This window comes from Cryobacterium sp. TMT4-31 (genome assembly GCF_004403385.1).
Classification (GTDB): Bacteria; Actinomycetota; Actinomycetes; order Actinomycetales; family Microbacteriaceae; genus Cryobacterium; species Cryobacterium zongtaii.
The window spans coordinates 45,462-61,611 of record NZ_SOGI01000063.1 but is presented as its reverse complement, the minus strand read 5'-3'; the positions used below and the strand labels follow the sequence as shown (position 1 = coordinate 61,611).

Here is a 16,150-nt window from a genome sequence, read left to right as displayed (position 1 = left end):
GCCGCGAACTGTGAGCTGTACCTCGAAAAACGAGGATTTCTGGGGCAAAGCTCACAGTTCGCGGGCTGGTGTGTGGGGTTAGGGGAGGGGCAGGGTGCGGGTGGCGACCAGGGCCGCGTACCAGTGGGCGCTGTCCTTGGGGGTGCGCACCAGGGTGTCGTAGTCCACGTGCACGATGCCGAACCGCTTGGAATAGCCGTAGCCCCACTCGAAGTTGTCCATCAGCGACCACACCTGGTAGCCGCGCAGGTCGACGCCGCGGGCCAGTGCGCGGTGCGCGGCGGTGAAGTGCCGGCGCAGGTAGTCGGTGCGGTCCACGTCGTGCACGCGGGGTCCGTCCTCCGTCTGCACGACCGTGTCGGCGAACGCCGCACCGTTCTCGGTGACCATCAGCGGCTGCGCCGGGAACTCCTCGTGCAGCGCCACGAGCAGCTCCTCGAGGCCGGCCGGTTCGATGTTCCAGCCCATCTCGGTGTACGGGCCGGGCTGGGCGAGGAACTCGACCCTGTCGGCGCCGGGCCACGGCGAGGCACCGACATCCTTGTGCCCGTCGGCGTTCTGGCGCGGTGCCGCCCCGTCCCACAGCCGAACCAGGGTGGTGGAGTAGTAGTTGACGCCGAGCACGTCCAGCGGCTGGTGGATGATCTCGGTATCGCCGGGCAGGATGAACGCCCAGTCGGTGATGTCCTTGGTGTCTTCGAAGACATCCGCCGGGTAGGCGCCGGTCAGCAGAGGGCCCAGGAACACCCGGTTGGCGAGGGCGTCGATCTGCCGCACGGCCTCCGGCCCGGTCTCGCCCTCGCCGCGCAGCACGTGCAGGTTGAGGGTGATCGAGAAGTCGGGGTCGTTGGTCACCAGCGGCTTGAGCGCCAGGATCGCCAGGCCGTGCGCCAGGTTGAGGTGGTGCACGGCGGTGAGCGCCTCGGCGCCGTCGGTGCGGCCGGGCGCGTGCGAGCCGGAACCGTAGCCCAGGTAGGCGGAGCACCACGGTTCGTTCAGGGTGGTCCAGGTGTCCACTCGGTCGCCGAATGCCGCGCCCAGGATCGCCGCGTAGTCGGCGAACGCGTACGCGGTGGCCCGGTTGGTCCAGCCGCCCTCGTCCTCGAGGGCCTGCGGCAGGTCCCAGTGGTAGAGGGTGACGATCGGGCTGATGCCCCGGGCGATCAGCCCGTCGATCAGCCGGCCGTAGAAGTCCAGGCCCGCCTGGTTGGCCGGGCCGCGGCCGGTGGGCTGGATGCGTGACCAGGCGATGGAGAACCGATACGCCTGCAGGCCCAGCGTCACCATCATGTCGAGGTCCTCGTCGAGCCGGTGGTAGTGGCCGGAGGCGACGTCGCCGGTGTCGCCGTTCCAGATCTTGCCGGGGGTGTGGCTGAAGGTGTCCCAGATCGAGGGGCCCCGGCCGTCCTCGTCGAAGGCGCCCTCGATCTGGTAGCTGGCCGTGGCGGAGCCGAAGATGAACGAGTCCGGGAACGTCAGGCCGGCGTCGCGGTAGTCGGGTGAGGCCTGCGTGGTGCTCTGCTCGATGATGCTCATCGGAGGGTGGCCTTTCGGTCGGTGGAGGAGAGGATGTCGCCGCCGGCGAGGCGGGCCCGGAAGGGGGCATCCGAATCGCTGGTCACGACGGTGTCGTCGCGGGAAACTGTGATGGTGAAGGTGACAAAGCTGCCGTCGAGCGGGTTGGCAACTTCGACAGTTCGGATGCCGGCCGACTCGCCCGGGTAGACCGTGAGCAGGGTCTGGTCGGTGTAGTCGTAGTCGGGCCTGTCGTCGCGGGAACCGGTGGCCAGCACCGCTCCCCCACGCACCCACAGCGGGATGCTGTCGAACGCGTGCGTCTCCCGGCGCCAAACGGGACCGGTGACGACCTCGTCGGTCAGGTAGTTCGTCCAGGTGCCGGCCGGCAGGTAGTACTGCACGTCGCCGGCTTCGCTGAAGACCGGGGCCACCAGCAGGTCGGCGCCGAGCAGGTACTGCCGGTCGAGGTAGTCCACGGCGGGGTCGCCGGGGAACTCGAGTTGCATCGGCCGCATGAACGGGGCACCGAGACGGTGTGCCTCCAGGCCCACCTGGTAGAGGTAGGGCATCAGAGTCAGCTTCAGCTTGGTGAACACCCGGGTGACGTCGACGGCGCTCTGGCCGGGCTCCTCCCGGCCCTCGTCGAAGAGCCACGGCACCCGGTAGCTGGTGGACCCGTGCAGCCTGGAGTGGCTGGACAGCAGGCCGAACGCCAGCCAGCGCTTGAACACGGCCGGGTCGGGCATGCCCTCGAAGCCGCCGATGTCGTGGCTCCAGTAGCCGAAGCCGCTGAAGGCCAGCGAGAGCCCGCCGCGTAGGGTCTCGGCCATGGACTCGTAGCTGGAGGAGTTGTCTCCGCCCCAGTGCACGGGCTGCATCTGGCCGCCGACGGTGGCGGAGCGGGCGAACAGCACCGCATCGCCCTCGCCGCGGTGCTCCTGGAGCACCTCGAAGACGGCCTTGTTGTAGAGCTGGGTGTACAGGTTGTGCATCACCTCGGGCGACGAGCCGTCGTGCCAGACCACATCCGTGGGGATGCGTTCGCCGAAGTCGGTCTTGATGGCGTCGACGCCCTGTGCGAAGAGGCCGCGCAGCTTGTCCTGGAACCAGGTGACGGCGGCGGGGTTGGTGAAGTCCACAAGTGCCATGCCGGCCTGCCAGAGGTCCCACTGCCAGACGTCGCCGTTGGCCTTCGTCACCAGGTAGCCGGCGGCGGCGGCCTCGGCGAAGATGCCGGCTCGCTGGGCGATGTAGGGGTTGATCCAGGCGCTCACGTGCAGGTTCTTCTCGTGCAGCCTGGCGAGCATGCCCTCGGGGTCCGGGAACACCCGCGGGTCCCACTCGAAGTCGGTCCAGTTGAATTCGCGCATCCAGAAGCAGTCGAAGTGGAAGACAGAAAGTGGCAGGTCACGCTCCGCCATGCCGTCGATGAAACTGTTCACGGTGGCCTCGTCGTACTGGGTGGTGAACGAGGTCGACAGCCATAGGCCGTACGACCAGGCCGGCACCCGCGCGGGGCGGCCGGTGAGGCGGGTGTAACGCTCGAGGATCTGCTTGGGAGTGGGCCCGTAGATCACCAGGTATTCGATGGCAGGACCGGCGACGGAGAACTGCACCCGTTCGACGGCCTCGGTGCCGACCTCGAAGGAGACGTGCTCGGGGTGGTTGACCAGCACGCCGTAGCCGCGGTTGGTGAGGTAGAACGGCACGTTCTTGTAAGACTGTTCGCTGGAGGTGCCGCCGTCGGCGTTCCAGATGTCGATGGTCTGGCCGTTCTTGATCAGCGGGCCGAAGCGTTCGCCCAGGCCGTAGACCAGTTCGCCCACGCCGAGGGAGAGCTGTGCGTGCGTGTAGCTGGGTGCCGGTGCGAGCCCGGTGGTGGTGACGCCGGAGACGCCGGCCGGTTCGGCGGCGATGGGGGCCCCGGGGGCGAGCTGCATGTGCCCTATCGACTTGTGGCCGCTCTCGGTGAGGGTGCGGCCGTCGGCCTCGAAGCTGAGGTTGAACGGAGCACCCGGGGCGATGCGTGCGGTGAGCGGGCCGGCCGTGAGGGTGCCGCCGGTGGCGTCGATCGCGATGTCGCCGGCATCCGGCTCGGCGCCGACGAGCTCGAAACCCGGGCCGGTTGTGGTCCCGGTGTGCTGTTCCACGCGCACCTTGACGATGCCCTCCAGCGGCGACGAGAGCGTCACGGTGAGCATGGCGCGGTTGAGCACATCACCGCGACGTTCGATCACCTTCGTCGGGGCGGAGACCCGCAGGGCGGCACCCACCTGTTCGATGTCGTAGGCCTCCTGCGCGTAGAACGCGGTGACGCCGGGACGGGTGTGCCAGAAACCATCGGTGAATTTCATGTCTACTTGACTGCTCCTGCGGTGATGCCCCTGGTGAGGGTGCGTTGGGTGGTGCTGCTGGGCTCTACGGTTCTCGATCGCATTTCGAAACGTTTCGACGGCGCGAAGACTCTGAGGGTATTTCCGAGGTTCTATCGATGCGGGCCGGGGGCGGTCGACCCGAGCTCGACGTAGGTCGGCTCGATGTACTCGACGTGGGGCTCGGCGTCTCCGGCGAACTGGGCCATCGTGAGCTCGATTGCTCGGGTGCAGGACTGGTCAGCGGGTAGCGGGATCACGTCGAGCGGCGGGTTGAGATGGTCGGTGGAGAAGCTGGAGCAGGCCGAAATGACCGAGAGGTCGTTCGGCACGCTGATGCCGCGCTGGCTGAGCACGTCGAGAACCATGGACTGCACGGGTTCGTTGCAGTGCAACACGAGCCCGGTCATTCCGGGCAGAGCGGCCGTCACGTGCTCGACGGCCGCGCGCACGCCGGCCGACTCCTCGGCGGCCGGGGTGAAGGCCACGGTGATGCCCAGCCGGGCGGCTTCGGCCAGGAAGGCGTCCCGGAAACGCGGCGGGAAGTTCGAGCCACGCTCATAGACGAGCGGCGCCTGGCCGATCAGGCCGATCTCGCGGTGGCCGAGGTCGACCAGCCGGCGAACGGCCAGCACCGCGGCCTGTTCGAAGTCGAGGTCGACACAGGTGAGGCCGGCGGTGTCACTGGGGATGCCGATCACCGTGGCCGGCAGGCCGAGCTCGCGCACCAGGTCGGTACGGGGATCGGCGGTGGAGACGTCCAACAGCACGATGCCGTCGACCAGGGAGCTGCGCGCCACCCGGCGGAGACCCACGGTTGCTTCGTCTTGGGTGAGCAGAAGCACGTCGTAGTCGTACAGGCGGGCGGCCGTGACCACCGAGAGCACGAAGGCCATGTGGGCCGGGGCGTGGGTGCCGGCATGCAGCGGAGCGCTCAACGCGAGGATCTGGGTGCGCGCGCCCTTGAGCATCCGCGCGCCGGCGTTGGCCCGGTAGTCGAGCTGGAGAACGGCCTGGTCGATGCGCTGTTTAGTGGATGCCGCGATCGAACGCTTACCGCTGAGGGCGTAGGACACCGTACTGATCGACACTCCGGCGACACGTGCCACGTCGTGAATGTTGGCCACCTGGACTCCATCGTCGGTCGGATAGTGCGGGATCGATTGCGGAAACGCAGCCGAGCGGCGAGCGAAGTGTCTAAACGTTTCGACCGCCTCGCAAGGGAGCCTACGGCAGACTTCCTCGCTTCCGCAAGTAGTTTGTGGTGATTGACGACAAATGTCAGATCAGCGAACTAGCGACGAGCGGCACGACCGCGCACGAAGCCGGCCGGGTCGTCGAGCAGGTCGGCGAAGGCCAGCTCGGCGGCGCCCACGAGCATCAGGTGCGAGCCCAGGCTGGCCCGCTCGATGGCCACGGTGTGGCCGATGCTGCTCATGGAGCGCACGATCATCGCCGCGGTCAGCTGTTCCCGGCCCACCGAGAGCAGCGAGCCGAGGAACCCGCCGAGCACCACCATCTCGGGGTCGAACAGGTTCACGAAGTTGGAGATCGCCTCGGAGAGCAGCTCGATCTGCCGGCGCACCTCGGCCAGCACGGCCGGGTCGCGGGAGACGCCGAGCGCGATGTCGAGGTCGTCCAGGTCGGCGCGCGGCAGCTTCAGCACCGCGAGAAGCCTGGCCATGCTCACCTCGGTCTCCAGGCAGCCGATCCGGCCGCAGTGGCAACGCACCCCCGCGCTGTTCACCAGGGTGTGGCCCAGCTCCCCCGCGTAGCCGCTGGTGCCGCGGAGCGGTGTGCCGCCGATGATCAGGCCGCCGCCGATTCCGCTGGCGCTGCCGTTGAGGTAGACCAGGTCGTTGATGCCGCGGGCCGCGCCGAACATGCTCTCGGCGATCGCGCCGAGGCTGGCGTCGTTGCCGGCGAAGACCGGGTAGTCCAGCACCCGGGCCAGATCGCGGGCCAGGTTGACGTCGCGCCAGCCCAGGTGCGGGGCGATCAGCACCCGGCCGTCCGCGGAGTTCACCAGCGCCGGCACCGCCACGCCGACCCCGGCGATGCTGTAGCTCTGGTCGATCTCACCGCGCATGCCGTCGACGATGGCCTTGACCGCGTTGATGGCCTCGGCCACGGTGGGCACCCGGGTGGTGTCGAAACGGATGCGCCGGATCACCTCACCGCCGAGTCCCACCAGTCCCACGGTGATGGCGTCAATATCGGGGTTGACCGCGATCGCGGCCAGCCCCGGGTTCGGCACCACCTGCGGGCTGGGCCGGCCCACCCGGCCCACCACGCTCTCCGGTTCCACCTCGAACGCCATGCCCAGGTCGACGAGTTCGGCCACCAGGGCCGCGATCGTCGACCGGTTCAGTCCGGTGCGCTTGGTGAGCTCGGCTCGGGAGCAGCCACCGGCGTGGTGCAGCATCGTCATGACCATCGACAGGTTGTACCGCCGGAGCTGGTCGTTGCTGGTGCCGCCCCGAACACCCAGGGTGGGTGACGCTTGGCTCACGGGTGGGTCACGGTCCTTTCGGGTGCGGGCCCGACAGAGGACCGCCGGGTGGCGTCAGTGCTATCGTCCTCCGGCGCGCCGCTTGTTGAAGATATCAAACGCGACGGCCAGCAGCAGCACCAGGCCCTTGATTGTCATCTGCCAGGCGGCATCCACCGAGAGAATCGACAGGCCCATGTTGAGCACGCCCATCACCAGACCACCGACCACGGCACCGACCACGGTGCCCACGCCGCCCTGCACGGCCGCACCACCGATGAAGACGGCGGCGATGGCGTCGAGCTCGTAGTTCTGGCCCGCCGAGGCGACGGCGCCGCCGGCTCGCGCGGTCGAGACCACACCGGCCAGGCCGGCCAGCACGCCCATGTTCACGAAGATGTAGAAGTTGACCCATTTGGTCTTCACCCCGCTCATCACGGCGGCGAAGAGGTTGCCGCCCATGGCGTAGACGTGGCGGCCGAACACCGTGCGGTTGAGCACGAAGTTGTAGATCAGGATCAGGGCGGCGAGCACGATCAGGATGATCGGGGTGCCGCTGTAGTCGCTGAGCAACCAGGCGAACCAGACGATCGCGATGGCGGCGATGCCGTTCTTGGTCCACATCGAGGCGAGCGGTTCGCGCGGCAGGTCCAGCCGGGCCAGGGTAGCGCGGGTGCGCAGCTGGAAGACGATCAGGGCCACGGCGGTGAGGATGCCCAGCGCCAGGGTGAGCACGTCGCGCCCGGCCAGTTCGCCCAGGTACGACGGTAGCCAGCCGGCGCCGATCGCGGTGAATTCGGCGGGCAGGCCACTGATGGTTCCGCCGGTGAGCAGTACCAGGGTGAGGCCGCGGAAGATGAGCATGCCGGCCAGGGTGACGATGAACGCCGGGATGCCGACGAACGCCACCCAGTAGCCCTGCCAGGCGCCGACCAGGGCGCCGACCAGCAGCGACACGAGGACCGCGCCCCACCAGGGCAGACCCCAGTTGTTCATGCTGATCGCGGCGACAGCGCCGACCATGGCCACGACAGAGCCGACGGACAGGTCGATGTGGCCGGCGATGATCACGATGACCATGCCGATCGCGAGGATCAGCACGTAGGCGTTCTGCTGGATGAGGTTGTTCACGTTGCCGGGCAGCAACAGGCGCCCGTCGGTGAGGATCTGGAACAGGATGACGATCACGGCCAGGGCGGCGACGATGCCGTACTGGCGAAGGTTGATCGAGAGCTTGGGCATCCGGCGCTTGACGGGTGGTTCTGTGGGCGCCTTGCTCGCTGGCGTGGTGGTGGTCATCGCGCTCAGTCCTTTCCTGCGGTCATGTAGTGCATGAGTGTTTCCTGCGACGCGTCGGCCTTGGCGACCTCGCCGGTGAGTTTTCCTTCCGAGATCGCGTAGATGCGATCACAGATGCCGATCAGCTCGGGCAGTTCGGAGGAGATCACAATGACCGCCTTGCCCTGCGCCGCGAGCTCGTTGATGATTCCGTAGATCTCGTACTTGGCCCCCACGTCGATGCCGCGGGTCGGCTCGTCCAGGATCAACACGTCGGGGCCGGAGAAGATCCACTTCGACAGCACCACCTTCTGCTGGTTACCGCCGGAGAGCTTGCCGGTGATCGAGGTGACCGACGGCGCCTTGATGTTCATCTTCTGCCGGTAGGAGTCGGCGACCTTGTACTCGCGGTGCTTGTCGATCACGCCGTACTTGGCCAGCTTGGCCAGGGCGGCCGCGGACACGTTGACGGTGATGTCGCCGATCAGGTTGAGGCCGTAGCGTTTGCGGTCCTCGGTGGCGTACGCGAAGCCGTGCTCGATGGCCTCCCCCACGGTGCGCATCTGGATTTCGGTGCCGTCCTTGAAGACCTGCCCGGAGATGTTGGTGCCGTAGGAGCGGCCGAAGATGCTCATCGCCAATTCGGTGCGGCCGGCGCCCATCAGCCCGGCGAAGCCGACGATCTCGCCGGCGTTGACGGTGAAGGAGGCGCCGTCGACGACCTTGCGGGCCACGTCGACGGGGTGGTGCACTGTCCAGTTCTCCACCCTGAGCACCTCGGCGCCCACGGCGGGCTCCCGCGGCGGGAACAGGTTGTTCAGGTCCCGGCCGACCATGGCGCGGATGATGTGAGCCTCCGTGGCATCCGGCCCTGCCATGTCGATGGTCTCGATGGTCTTGCCGTCCCGGATCACCGTGACGGTGTCGGCGATGCGTTTGATCTCCTTGAGCTTGTGGGAAATGATGATGCAGGTGATGCCCTGCGTGCGCAGGTGGTCGATCAGGCCCAGCAGATGGGTGGAGTCCTCGTCGTTCAGGGCCGCGGTGGGCTCGTCGAGGATGAGCAGTTTGACCCGTTTGGAGAGCGCCTTGGCGATCTCCACGAGCTGCTGCTTGCCCACGCCGAGCTCGAGGATCTTGGTGGCCGGGTTCTCGTCCAGGCCCACCCGGGCCAGCAGCAGGGCGGCCTCACGGTTGGTCTTGTTCCAGTCGATCACCCCGCGGGTGGCGTTCTCGTTGCCGAGGAAGATGTTCTCCGCGATTGACAGGTACGGGCTCAGCGCCAGCTCCTGGTGGATGATGACGATACCGTCGTGCTCGCTGTCGTTGATGGTCTTGTAGGCCACCTCGTGGTCCTCGAACTCGATGCTGCCGTCGAAGCTGCCGGCCGGGTACACCCCGCTGAGGACCTTCATCAGCGTGGACTTGCCGGCGCCGTTCTCCCCGCAGATGCCGTGCACCTGCCCCCTCGTGACCTCGAGGGAAACACCGTCGAGGGCCTTCACCCCATTGAAGTCCTTCACGATGTTGTTCATCCTGAGGATGATCGAATGCTCCACTGCGCTCTCCTGTTTGCTGATGGGCCGGGCACCCGGTTTCCCGGGTGCCCGGCTAGGAGGTCGGCCTGCTCGGAACGAACAGGCCGACCAGGGTCGGCTCGTTAGAGGCCGACATCCGATGCCTTGATGAAGCCGGAGTCGACGAGCTTGGTCTGCACATCGTCCTTGACGACGACCTCGGGGTCGAGCAGGAACGACGGCACGACCTTCTCGCCGTTGTCGTAGGTCTCGGTGTCGTTGACGGTGACCTCGTCGCCGGCCACGATCTCCTCGATCATGGTGAACACCTGCTCGCCGAGCGTGCGGGTGTCCTTCCAGACCGTCATGGACTGCTCACCGTCGAGGATCGCCTTGACGTTGGCCTTGTCGGCATCCTGTCCGGTGATCAGCGGGTAGTCGGTGCCCGGTGCGTAGCCGGCCGATTTCAGCGAGGCGATGATGCCGATGGCCAGGCTGTCGTTCGGGGAGAGCACCACGTCGACCTTGTCGCCGCCGGTGTAGAACGACGACAGACGGTTGTCCATTTCGGACTGCGCCTTGTCGCTGGCCCAGCCCTGGATGCCGATCGAGGCCCAGTCGTCGTTGGAGGCGGGTGACTGGCCGCTCGGAACGACGAGGACGCCGCTCTCCACGTAGGGCAGCAGAACGTCCCAGGCGCCGGAGAAGAAGAACTTGGCGTTGTTGTCGTCGGGGCTGCCGGCGAACGGTTCGATCGAGATCGGCCCGGTCGCGTTGGCCAGGTCGAGCTGGGTCTCCAGGAACTGGCCCTGCAGCTGGCCGACCTTGTAGTTGTCGAAGGTGGCGTAGTAGTCGACGTCAGGGGTGCCGTTGATCAGGCGGTCGTAGGCGATGACGGTGGCGTCCTGCTTCTTGGCCTCGGCGAGCACCGGCGCGAGCACCTGGCCGTCGACGGCGGCCACAACGAGGATCTTCGATCCGCCGGCGACCTGGTTCTGGATCTGGCTGATCTGCTGGTCGGTCTTGTTGTCGGCGTACTGCAGGTCGACGGTGCAGTCGGCCTCTTCGAGCAGCGCCTTGAGCTGCTCACCGTCGTTGATCCAGCGTTCCAGGCTGCGGGTCGGCATCGAGATGCCGACGTTGCACTCGGTACCGCCGGCGGCTGCATCGCCGCCTCCGGTGGTTTCACCGTCGCTGGCGCAGGACGCGAGCGACAGGGCGAAAATGCCTGTGGCCGCGAGGGCGAGAATTTTCTTGGTCTTGGACATAGTTGGAGCTTTCCTCTCTGAGAGCTGCCAGTCACCGCAGTCACCGGTATGCCGGTGGACTGCCAGAGGAGGAAATCTTGTCGCCCGCTCCCCCAGCACTGGGCGAACGCGTGTCAGGGTTACCTCCTTGTAACGGGACATCGCTGTGATTGACCCACCGCGCAAATGCGGCCTTTGTTGACGGACAGAACTTATCTCGTACCTTCTCGGTTTGCCTAGGGGCAAAACAGGAAATGCCCCTGTTTGGGGGGTTGGCATGATGACGCACCCCCTCGAGGGCTCTAATTGCGACGGGAATCGTCGAAACCGTTCGACAGGGTCAGTGGCGGGAGGAGGCGCAAAAACCGACTTCCGGCGAATATGTTGTGGCCGGGGGTTTTCCTGCGGCCCGTGCGGGCAACTGTACGGATGGGCCGCGGGTGTGTAATATGTTGGTCATAGCAACAAATCGCCAATGAAGCTGAATCGGAGCACAGTCATGTCACTCACCCCCACCCCCGCCGACAAGTTCTCATTCGGCCTGTGGACCATCGGATACAACGGGTCTGACCCGTTCGGCGGACCCACTCGCCCGCAGCTGGACACCGTCGAAGCCGTCACCCGCCTCGCTCAGCTCGGCGCATACGGCCTCACCTTCCACGACGACGACCTCTTCGCCTTCGGCTCCACGGATGCCGCCCGCCAGAAGGAGATCGACCGTCTCAAGCAGGTCCTCGCCGACACCGGCATGATCGTGCCGATGATCACCACCAACCTGTTCAGCGCCCCGGTCTTCAAAGACGGCGGCTTCACCTCCAACGACCGCGCCGTGCGCCGGTTCGCCCTGCGCAAGGTCATGCGCAACCTCGACCTCGCCGCTGAGCTCGGCGCCAAGACTTTCGTCATGTGGGGCGGCCGTGAGGGCGCAGAGTACGACGCGGCCAAGGACATCCGCGCCGCCCTCGACCGCTACCGCGAGGCTGTCAACCTGCTCGGCGACTACGTCACCGACAAGGGTTACGACATCCGTTTCGCCATCGAGCCCAAGCCCAACGAACCGCGCGGCGACATCCTGCTGCCCACGGTCGGCCACGCCATGGCGTTCATCACCACCCTCGAGCGCCCCGAACTCGTCGGCGTCAACCCCGAGGTCGGTCACGAGCAGATGGCCGGGCTGAACTTCACCGCCGGCATCGCCCAGGCGCTCTACCAGGGCAAGCTGTTCCACATCGACCTCAACGGTCAGCGCGGCATCAAGTACGACCAGGACCTGGTCTTCGGCCACGGCGACCTGCAGAACGCGTTCTCGCTGGTGGACCTGCTCGAAAACGGCGGCCCGAACGGTGGCCCGTCCTACGACGGCCCGCGTCACTTCGACTACAAGCCGAGCCGCACCGAGGACATCAGCGGCGTCTGGGACTCCGCCGCCGCGAACATGCGCACCTACCTGCTGCTCAAGGAGCGTGCCGCGGCCTTCCGCGCCGACCCCGAGGTGCAGGAGCAGCTGGCCGCATCGCGCGTGCCGGAACTGTCGCAGACCACTCTGTCCGACGGCGAGAGCTACGACGACTTCCTGGCCGACAAGAGCGCCTACGAGGACTTCGCTCCGGAGGAGTACTTCGGTGGCAAGGGCTTCGGCTTCGTTCGCCTGCAGCAGCTGGCCCTCGAGCACCTGCTCGGCGCCCGTTAACCAGCAGGTTCGTTCGACCGTTCCACCCGCACCATCTGCCCCGGCCGGGTTCTCCCGGCCGGGGCTTTCTCGCATCCCCCACCCGCGAACCGTGAGGTAAGCACCTTCGCGCGAGTTGTGGGTGCTTTTCTCTCAGTTCGCGAGGATGGTGTCCAGCTCGGCCCAGACCGCATCCGGCACGTCGATCGCGGCGTGGGCGACGGCCTCGTCGAAGCGCTCCCTCGTGCGCACGCCCAGCACGGTCGTGTCGACGAGCGGATGCCGCAGGCTGAATTGCAAGGCGAGCGCGGCCAGCGGGATCCCGGCGTCGGCCGCGATGCGGGTGACGGCGTCCACGGCGGCCTGGGTCTCCGGCCGGATCGGGCCGTAGGCGTAGGTGCCGGCGAACCGGGGGTCGCCGGTGAGGATCCCGGCGCCGAACGGGGCCGCGTTCTCCACGATCATGCCCCGGTCCCTGGCCGCCTGGTACAGGCCCAGCGCCGAGCGGTCCACCAGGGTGAAGCGGTTGTGATTGATCAGGACGTCGAAGAGGCCGGTGTCCACGAAGCGGCGCATCATCGCGACAGGTCCGCCCGAGATACCGATGTACCGGGCCACACCGCGGTCCCGCATGGCGACGAGCGCATCCACGGCACCGCCGGGCTGCATGACGCTCTCGAAGCCGACGTTTTCGGGATCGTGCAGGAAAAGGATGTCGACGGATTCGAGGCCGAGCCGGTCGAGCGACTGCTGCAGAGATCTCTCCATCTGCGCCGCCGAGAAGTCGTTGCGCGCCACGTCGCGGTCGAGCTTGGTCTGCACGACCAGTCCCGGGCCGACAGTGCCGGCCAGCGCCTTGCCGATGACCCCTTCCGAGTGTGAGTCGCCGTAGATGTTGGAGGTGTCGATGACGTTCGTGCTGAGCCGGCCGGCCGCCCAGGACGCGGCCAGGGCATCCGTGGCGCTGGTCTCGGCAGCACTCCGCGGCGACCAGCCGGACGTGCCGAGGGTGAGAGGAGACAGGAGGAGCGCCTGCGAGCCGGTGGGCCGGGGATCAAGGGAAACCATGAGGCGAGGCTAGTCCGTTTCTGCCGAGGGGCGTGGAGCGACAACCCGCTGACGAACCGGGGATCGGCATGCGGTACCGTGTCGAGAACCGGGCGTCCGGGCGGGAAGAGGGTCGCCCTCGTCCCTGCGTTCGTCGCTTCCACAGAGGATCAATCCCATGAAATTCGTTCTGGCCCCCGACTCGTTCAAGGAATCGATGACCGCGCCCGAGGCCGTCGCCGCCATGCGACGCGGTGTGCTGTCGGTGTTTCCCGACGCCGACTGCGTGGCCGCGCCGATGGCCGACGGCGGGGAAGGCACCACGGAGGCCCTCACCGATGCCCTCGACGGTGTGCTCGTCAGCGCCCCGGTGCACGACGCCCTCGGACGTTCCGTTCGGGCCCGGTACGGCTACGTCGGCTCCGAGCACCTCGCCATCATCGAAATCGCCGCCGCCGCCGGGATCGACCTGGTCGCCGTCGCCGACCGGGACCCGAAGATCACCAGCTCCTACGGGGCCGGCGAGTTGATCCGCCACGCCCTGGACCGTGGTGCGACGCGGTTCATCGTGGGTCTGGGCGGCTCGGTGACCAACGACGGTGGCGCCGGGATGCTCGAGGCCCTCGGCGCCCGCCTGCTCGATGAGGCCGGTGCGGACTTGCCGCGCGGCGGTGCGGCCCTGGCACGGCTGCACCGGATCGACCTGTCCGCCGTCGACCCGCGGTTGGCCGGCAGCACGTTCCAGATCGCCAGTGACGTCACGAATCCGCTGCTCGGAGCCGCCGGCGCCAGCGCCGTCTTCGGCCCGCAGAAGGGCGCCGACCCCGCCACCGTGCACCAGCTCGACGCCGCGCTGGGCGTATACGCCACCGTGATCGCCGCCCTGACCGGCACGGATGTGTCCAACCAGCCCGGCGCCGGAGCCGCCGGTGGACTCGGGGCCGCCTTTCTGGCGTTCTTCCCGGCCGAGCTGCGCCGCGGTGTGGATGTCGTGATGGATGCCGTGCACCTGGCCGACCGGATCGCCGGCGCCGATTTCGTGTTCACGGGCGAGGGCAGCCTCGACGCCCAAACCCTGAGCGGGAAGACCCCGATGGGTGTTGCGGAGGCCGCCGGCGTGCACGGTGTCCCGGTCGTCGCCTTCGCAGGCCGGATCGGCCCCGGCGCCGAGGTGCTCTACGACCACGGCTTCGCCGCACTGGTGCCCATCGTGCCGGGTGTCGCCGACCTGCCCAGCGCCCTCGCCAATGGCGCGGCAAATTTGGAGCGCGCGGTCGCCACCGTCTGCCGGCTGCTCACCCTGACCTGAGGGTGCCGCCAGCCCGCTGCGGGCGGCACGGAGCCCCTTGCGTGATGCCGCGGGGGCCCGCAAGCGTTTGAACATCCCCGCTGGACCGAATATGTTTAGACCCAGAACATTTTATGTGTGAGCCCCCGGGCGACGGCGAGGACGCCGCCGACCCACCGCGGATTTTTGAGGTTTGGAGTGCGCCATGGCGCTGGTTGCCGGAGTCGACTCGTCGACGCAGAGTTGCAAGATAGTAGTGCGGGATGCCGAGACGGGCGCGCTGGTGCGCACCGGCAAGGCGAGTCATCCCGTGGGCACCGAGGTCGATCCGGCCGCCTGGTGGGATGCCCTGCTGGCCGCCGTCGAGAAGGCCGGCGGTCTCGACGACGTCGCCGCCGTGTCGGTGGCCGCGCAGCAGCACGGCATGGTCGTGCTCGATGAGGACGGCCGCGTCATCCGCCCGGCCCTGCTCTGGAACGACACCCGAAGCGCGCAGGCCGCCGCCGACCTGATCGATGAGGTCGGCGCCGCCGAATACGCCCGCCGCACCGGCCTCGTGCCGGTGGCCTCGTTCACCGTCACCAAACTGCGCTGGCTGCGGGATGCCGAACCGGCCAACGCTGCCAGGGTCGCCGCCGTCGCCCTCCCGCACGACTGGCTCAGCTGGCGGCTGCGCGGTTACGGCCCGGCCGGTGAGAGCGAGCTCGGCCCCGTGCTGACCGCGCTGACCACCGACCGGTCGGATGCCAGCGGCACCGGCTACTTCTCGGCCGCCCTCGATGACTACGACCGTGAGCTGCTCGTGCGCGGGCTCGGCCACGACGCCGTGCTCCCCCGGGTGCTCGGCCCTGGCGAGACCGCAGGCACCACGGTGGCCCTGCCCGGGGTTCCCGCCGGTCTCGTCGTGGGTGTGGGAGCCGGCGACAACGCCGGCGCCGCCCTGGGCCTGGGCGCTGCGGCCGGCGACGTGATCGTGTCGATCGGCACCAGCGGCACGGTCTTCGCCGTCACCGCGGTGCCCAGCGAGGATGCCTCCGGCGCCGTCGCCGGGTTCGCCGACGCCAGCGGGCTGCACTTGCCGCTGATCGCCACGCTCAACGCCGCCCGCATTCTGGACTCCATTGCCGGCCTGCTCGGCGTCGACCACCACGAACTGGGCCAGCTCGCGCTGGAGGCCGAGCCCGGCGCGCAGGGCCTGGTCCTGCAGCCGTACTTCGAGGGCGAACGCACCCCCAACCTGCCCGACGCCACGGCCTCCCTGTTCGGGATGACCCTGACCTCGACCACCCGGCCGAACCTGGCCAGGGCTGCGATCGAGGGGCTGCTGTGCGGCCTCGCCGACGGGCTGGACGCCGTGCGCGCGCAGGGAGTCAGCGTCGAACGCATCCTGCTGATCGGCGGAGCGGCGCAGAACCCGGCCGTGCAGTTCATCGCCGCGCAGGTGTTCGATGCACCGGTGGCCGTGCCCACCCCCGGCGAGTACGTCGCCGACGGCGGTGCCGCCCAGGCGGCCTGGTCGCTCACGGGCACCCGCCCGGCCTGGTCGGTGGCGGTCGAGGCGCACCCCACCCCGGACTTCCGCCCGGTCATCCGCGCCCAGTACGCCGCGCACCGCGCCTAGCTCCGCACCCCGCTTTCGTACGTTCGCTGTGTCGCGAAAGCGGGGAAACGGTCACCTCGCGCGACCCGAAGCAACCACATCACCGCTTTCGCGACCTACTTG

At 68.0% G+C, this 16,150-nt stretch carries 11 protein-coding genes; 3 read left to right on the top strand and 8 right to left on the bottom strand.

From position 1 onward, the window contains the following. Positions 1-78: 78 nt before the first annotated feature. The 7 genes from E3T19_RS14610 to chvE form a co-directional block, all read right to left on the bottom strand. On the bottom strand, positions 79-1,536 hold the full coding sequence (locus E3T19_RS14610) for a GH1 family beta-glucosidase (RefSeq protein WP_134409177.1): 1,458 nt from the start codon (positions 1,534-1,536) through the stop codon (positions 79-81). Next, positions 1,533-3,872 carry an alpha-xylosidase gene (gene yicI, locus E3T19_RS14605; RefSeq protein ID WP_134409176.1) on the bottom strand — a complete coding sequence of 780 codons (2,340 nt, stop codon included), beginning with the start codon at positions 3,870-3,872 and terminating at the stop codon, positions 1,533-1,535. The genes E3T19_RS14610 and yicI overlap by 4 nt, the downstream gene beginning before the upstream one ends. 131 nt (positions 3,873-4,003) lie before the next feature. Beyond that, positions 4,004-5,017 (bottom strand): LacI family DNA-binding transcriptional regulator, encoded by a 1,014-nt coding sequence (locus E3T19_RS14600; RefSeq protein ID WP_134409175.1) that lies wholly within the window; start codon positions 5,015-5,017, stop codon positions 4,004-4,006. A gap of 167 nt (positions 5,018-5,184) precedes the next feature. Continuing rightward, a complete protein-coding gene (locus E3T19_RS14595; protein WP_241980254.1) occupies positions 5,185-6,402 on the bottom strand; it encodes an ROK family protein in 1,218 nt (405 codons plus the stop codon). A 60-nt stretch (positions 6,403-6,462) separates the two neighbouring features. Next, entirely contained in the window at positions 6,463-7,680 is a 1,218-nt protein-coding gene (mmsB, locus tag E3T19_RS14590; protein WP_088455105.1) for a multiple monosaccharide ABC transporter permease, read from the bottom strand. A gap of 5 nt (positions 7,681-7,685) precedes the next feature. Further along, positions 7,686-9,194 carry a multiple monosaccharide ABC transporter ATP-binding protein gene (gene mmsA / locus E3T19_RS14585; RefSeq protein WP_088457834.1) on the bottom strand — a complete coding sequence of 503 codons (1,509 nt, stop codon included), beginning with the start codon at positions 9,192-9,194 and terminating at the stop codon, positions 7,686-7,688. Positions 9,195-9,319: 125 nt separating this feature from the next. Beyond that, the gene (chvE, locus tag E3T19_RS14580) at positions 9,320-10,444 is read right to left on the bottom strand and encodes a multiple monosaccharide ABC transporter substrate-binding protein (RefSeq protein WP_088455104.1); all 1,125 of its coding nucleotides are present in this window, start codon (positions 10,442-10,444) and stop codon (positions 9,320-9,322) included. Positions 10,445-10,922: 478 nt separating this feature from the next. Here chvE and xylA point away from each other — a divergent pair, with 478 nt between their 5' ends. Continuing rightward, positions 10,923-12,113: a xylose isomerase gene (gene xylA, locus E3T19_RS14575; protein WP_088455103.1), complete on the top strand. Its 1,191-nt coding sequence runs from the start codon at positions 10,923-10,925 to the stop codon at positions 12,111-12,113. 132 nt (positions 12,114-12,245) lie between these two features. Here xylA and E3T19_RS14570 read toward each other — a convergent pair whose 3' ends face one another. Further along, positions 12,246-13,160 carry an aldo/keto reductase gene (locus tag E3T19_RS14570; protein WP_134409174.1) on the bottom strand — a complete coding sequence of 305 codons (915 nt, stop codon included), beginning with the start codon at positions 13,158-13,160 and terminating at the stop codon, positions 12,246-12,248. A gap of 157 nt (positions 13,161-13,317) precedes the next feature. Here E3T19_RS14570 and E3T19_RS14565 point away from each other — a divergent pair, with 157 nt between their 5' ends. Next, positions 13,318-14,448 carry a glycerate kinase gene (locus E3T19_RS14565; RefSeq protein WP_134409173.1) on the top strand — a complete coding sequence of 377 codons (1,131 nt, stop codon included), beginning with the start codon at positions 13,318-13,320 and terminating at the stop codon, positions 14,446-14,448. Positions 14,449-14,632: 184 nt separating this feature from the next. Continuing rightward, positions 14,633-16,048, top strand: coding sequence for a xylulokinase (gene xylB / locus E3T19_RS14560; protein ID WP_134409172.1), 1,416 nt, complete (start codon positions 14,633-14,635; stop codon positions 16,046-16,048). The last annotated feature ends 102 nt before the right edge of the window (positions 16,049-16,150 follow it).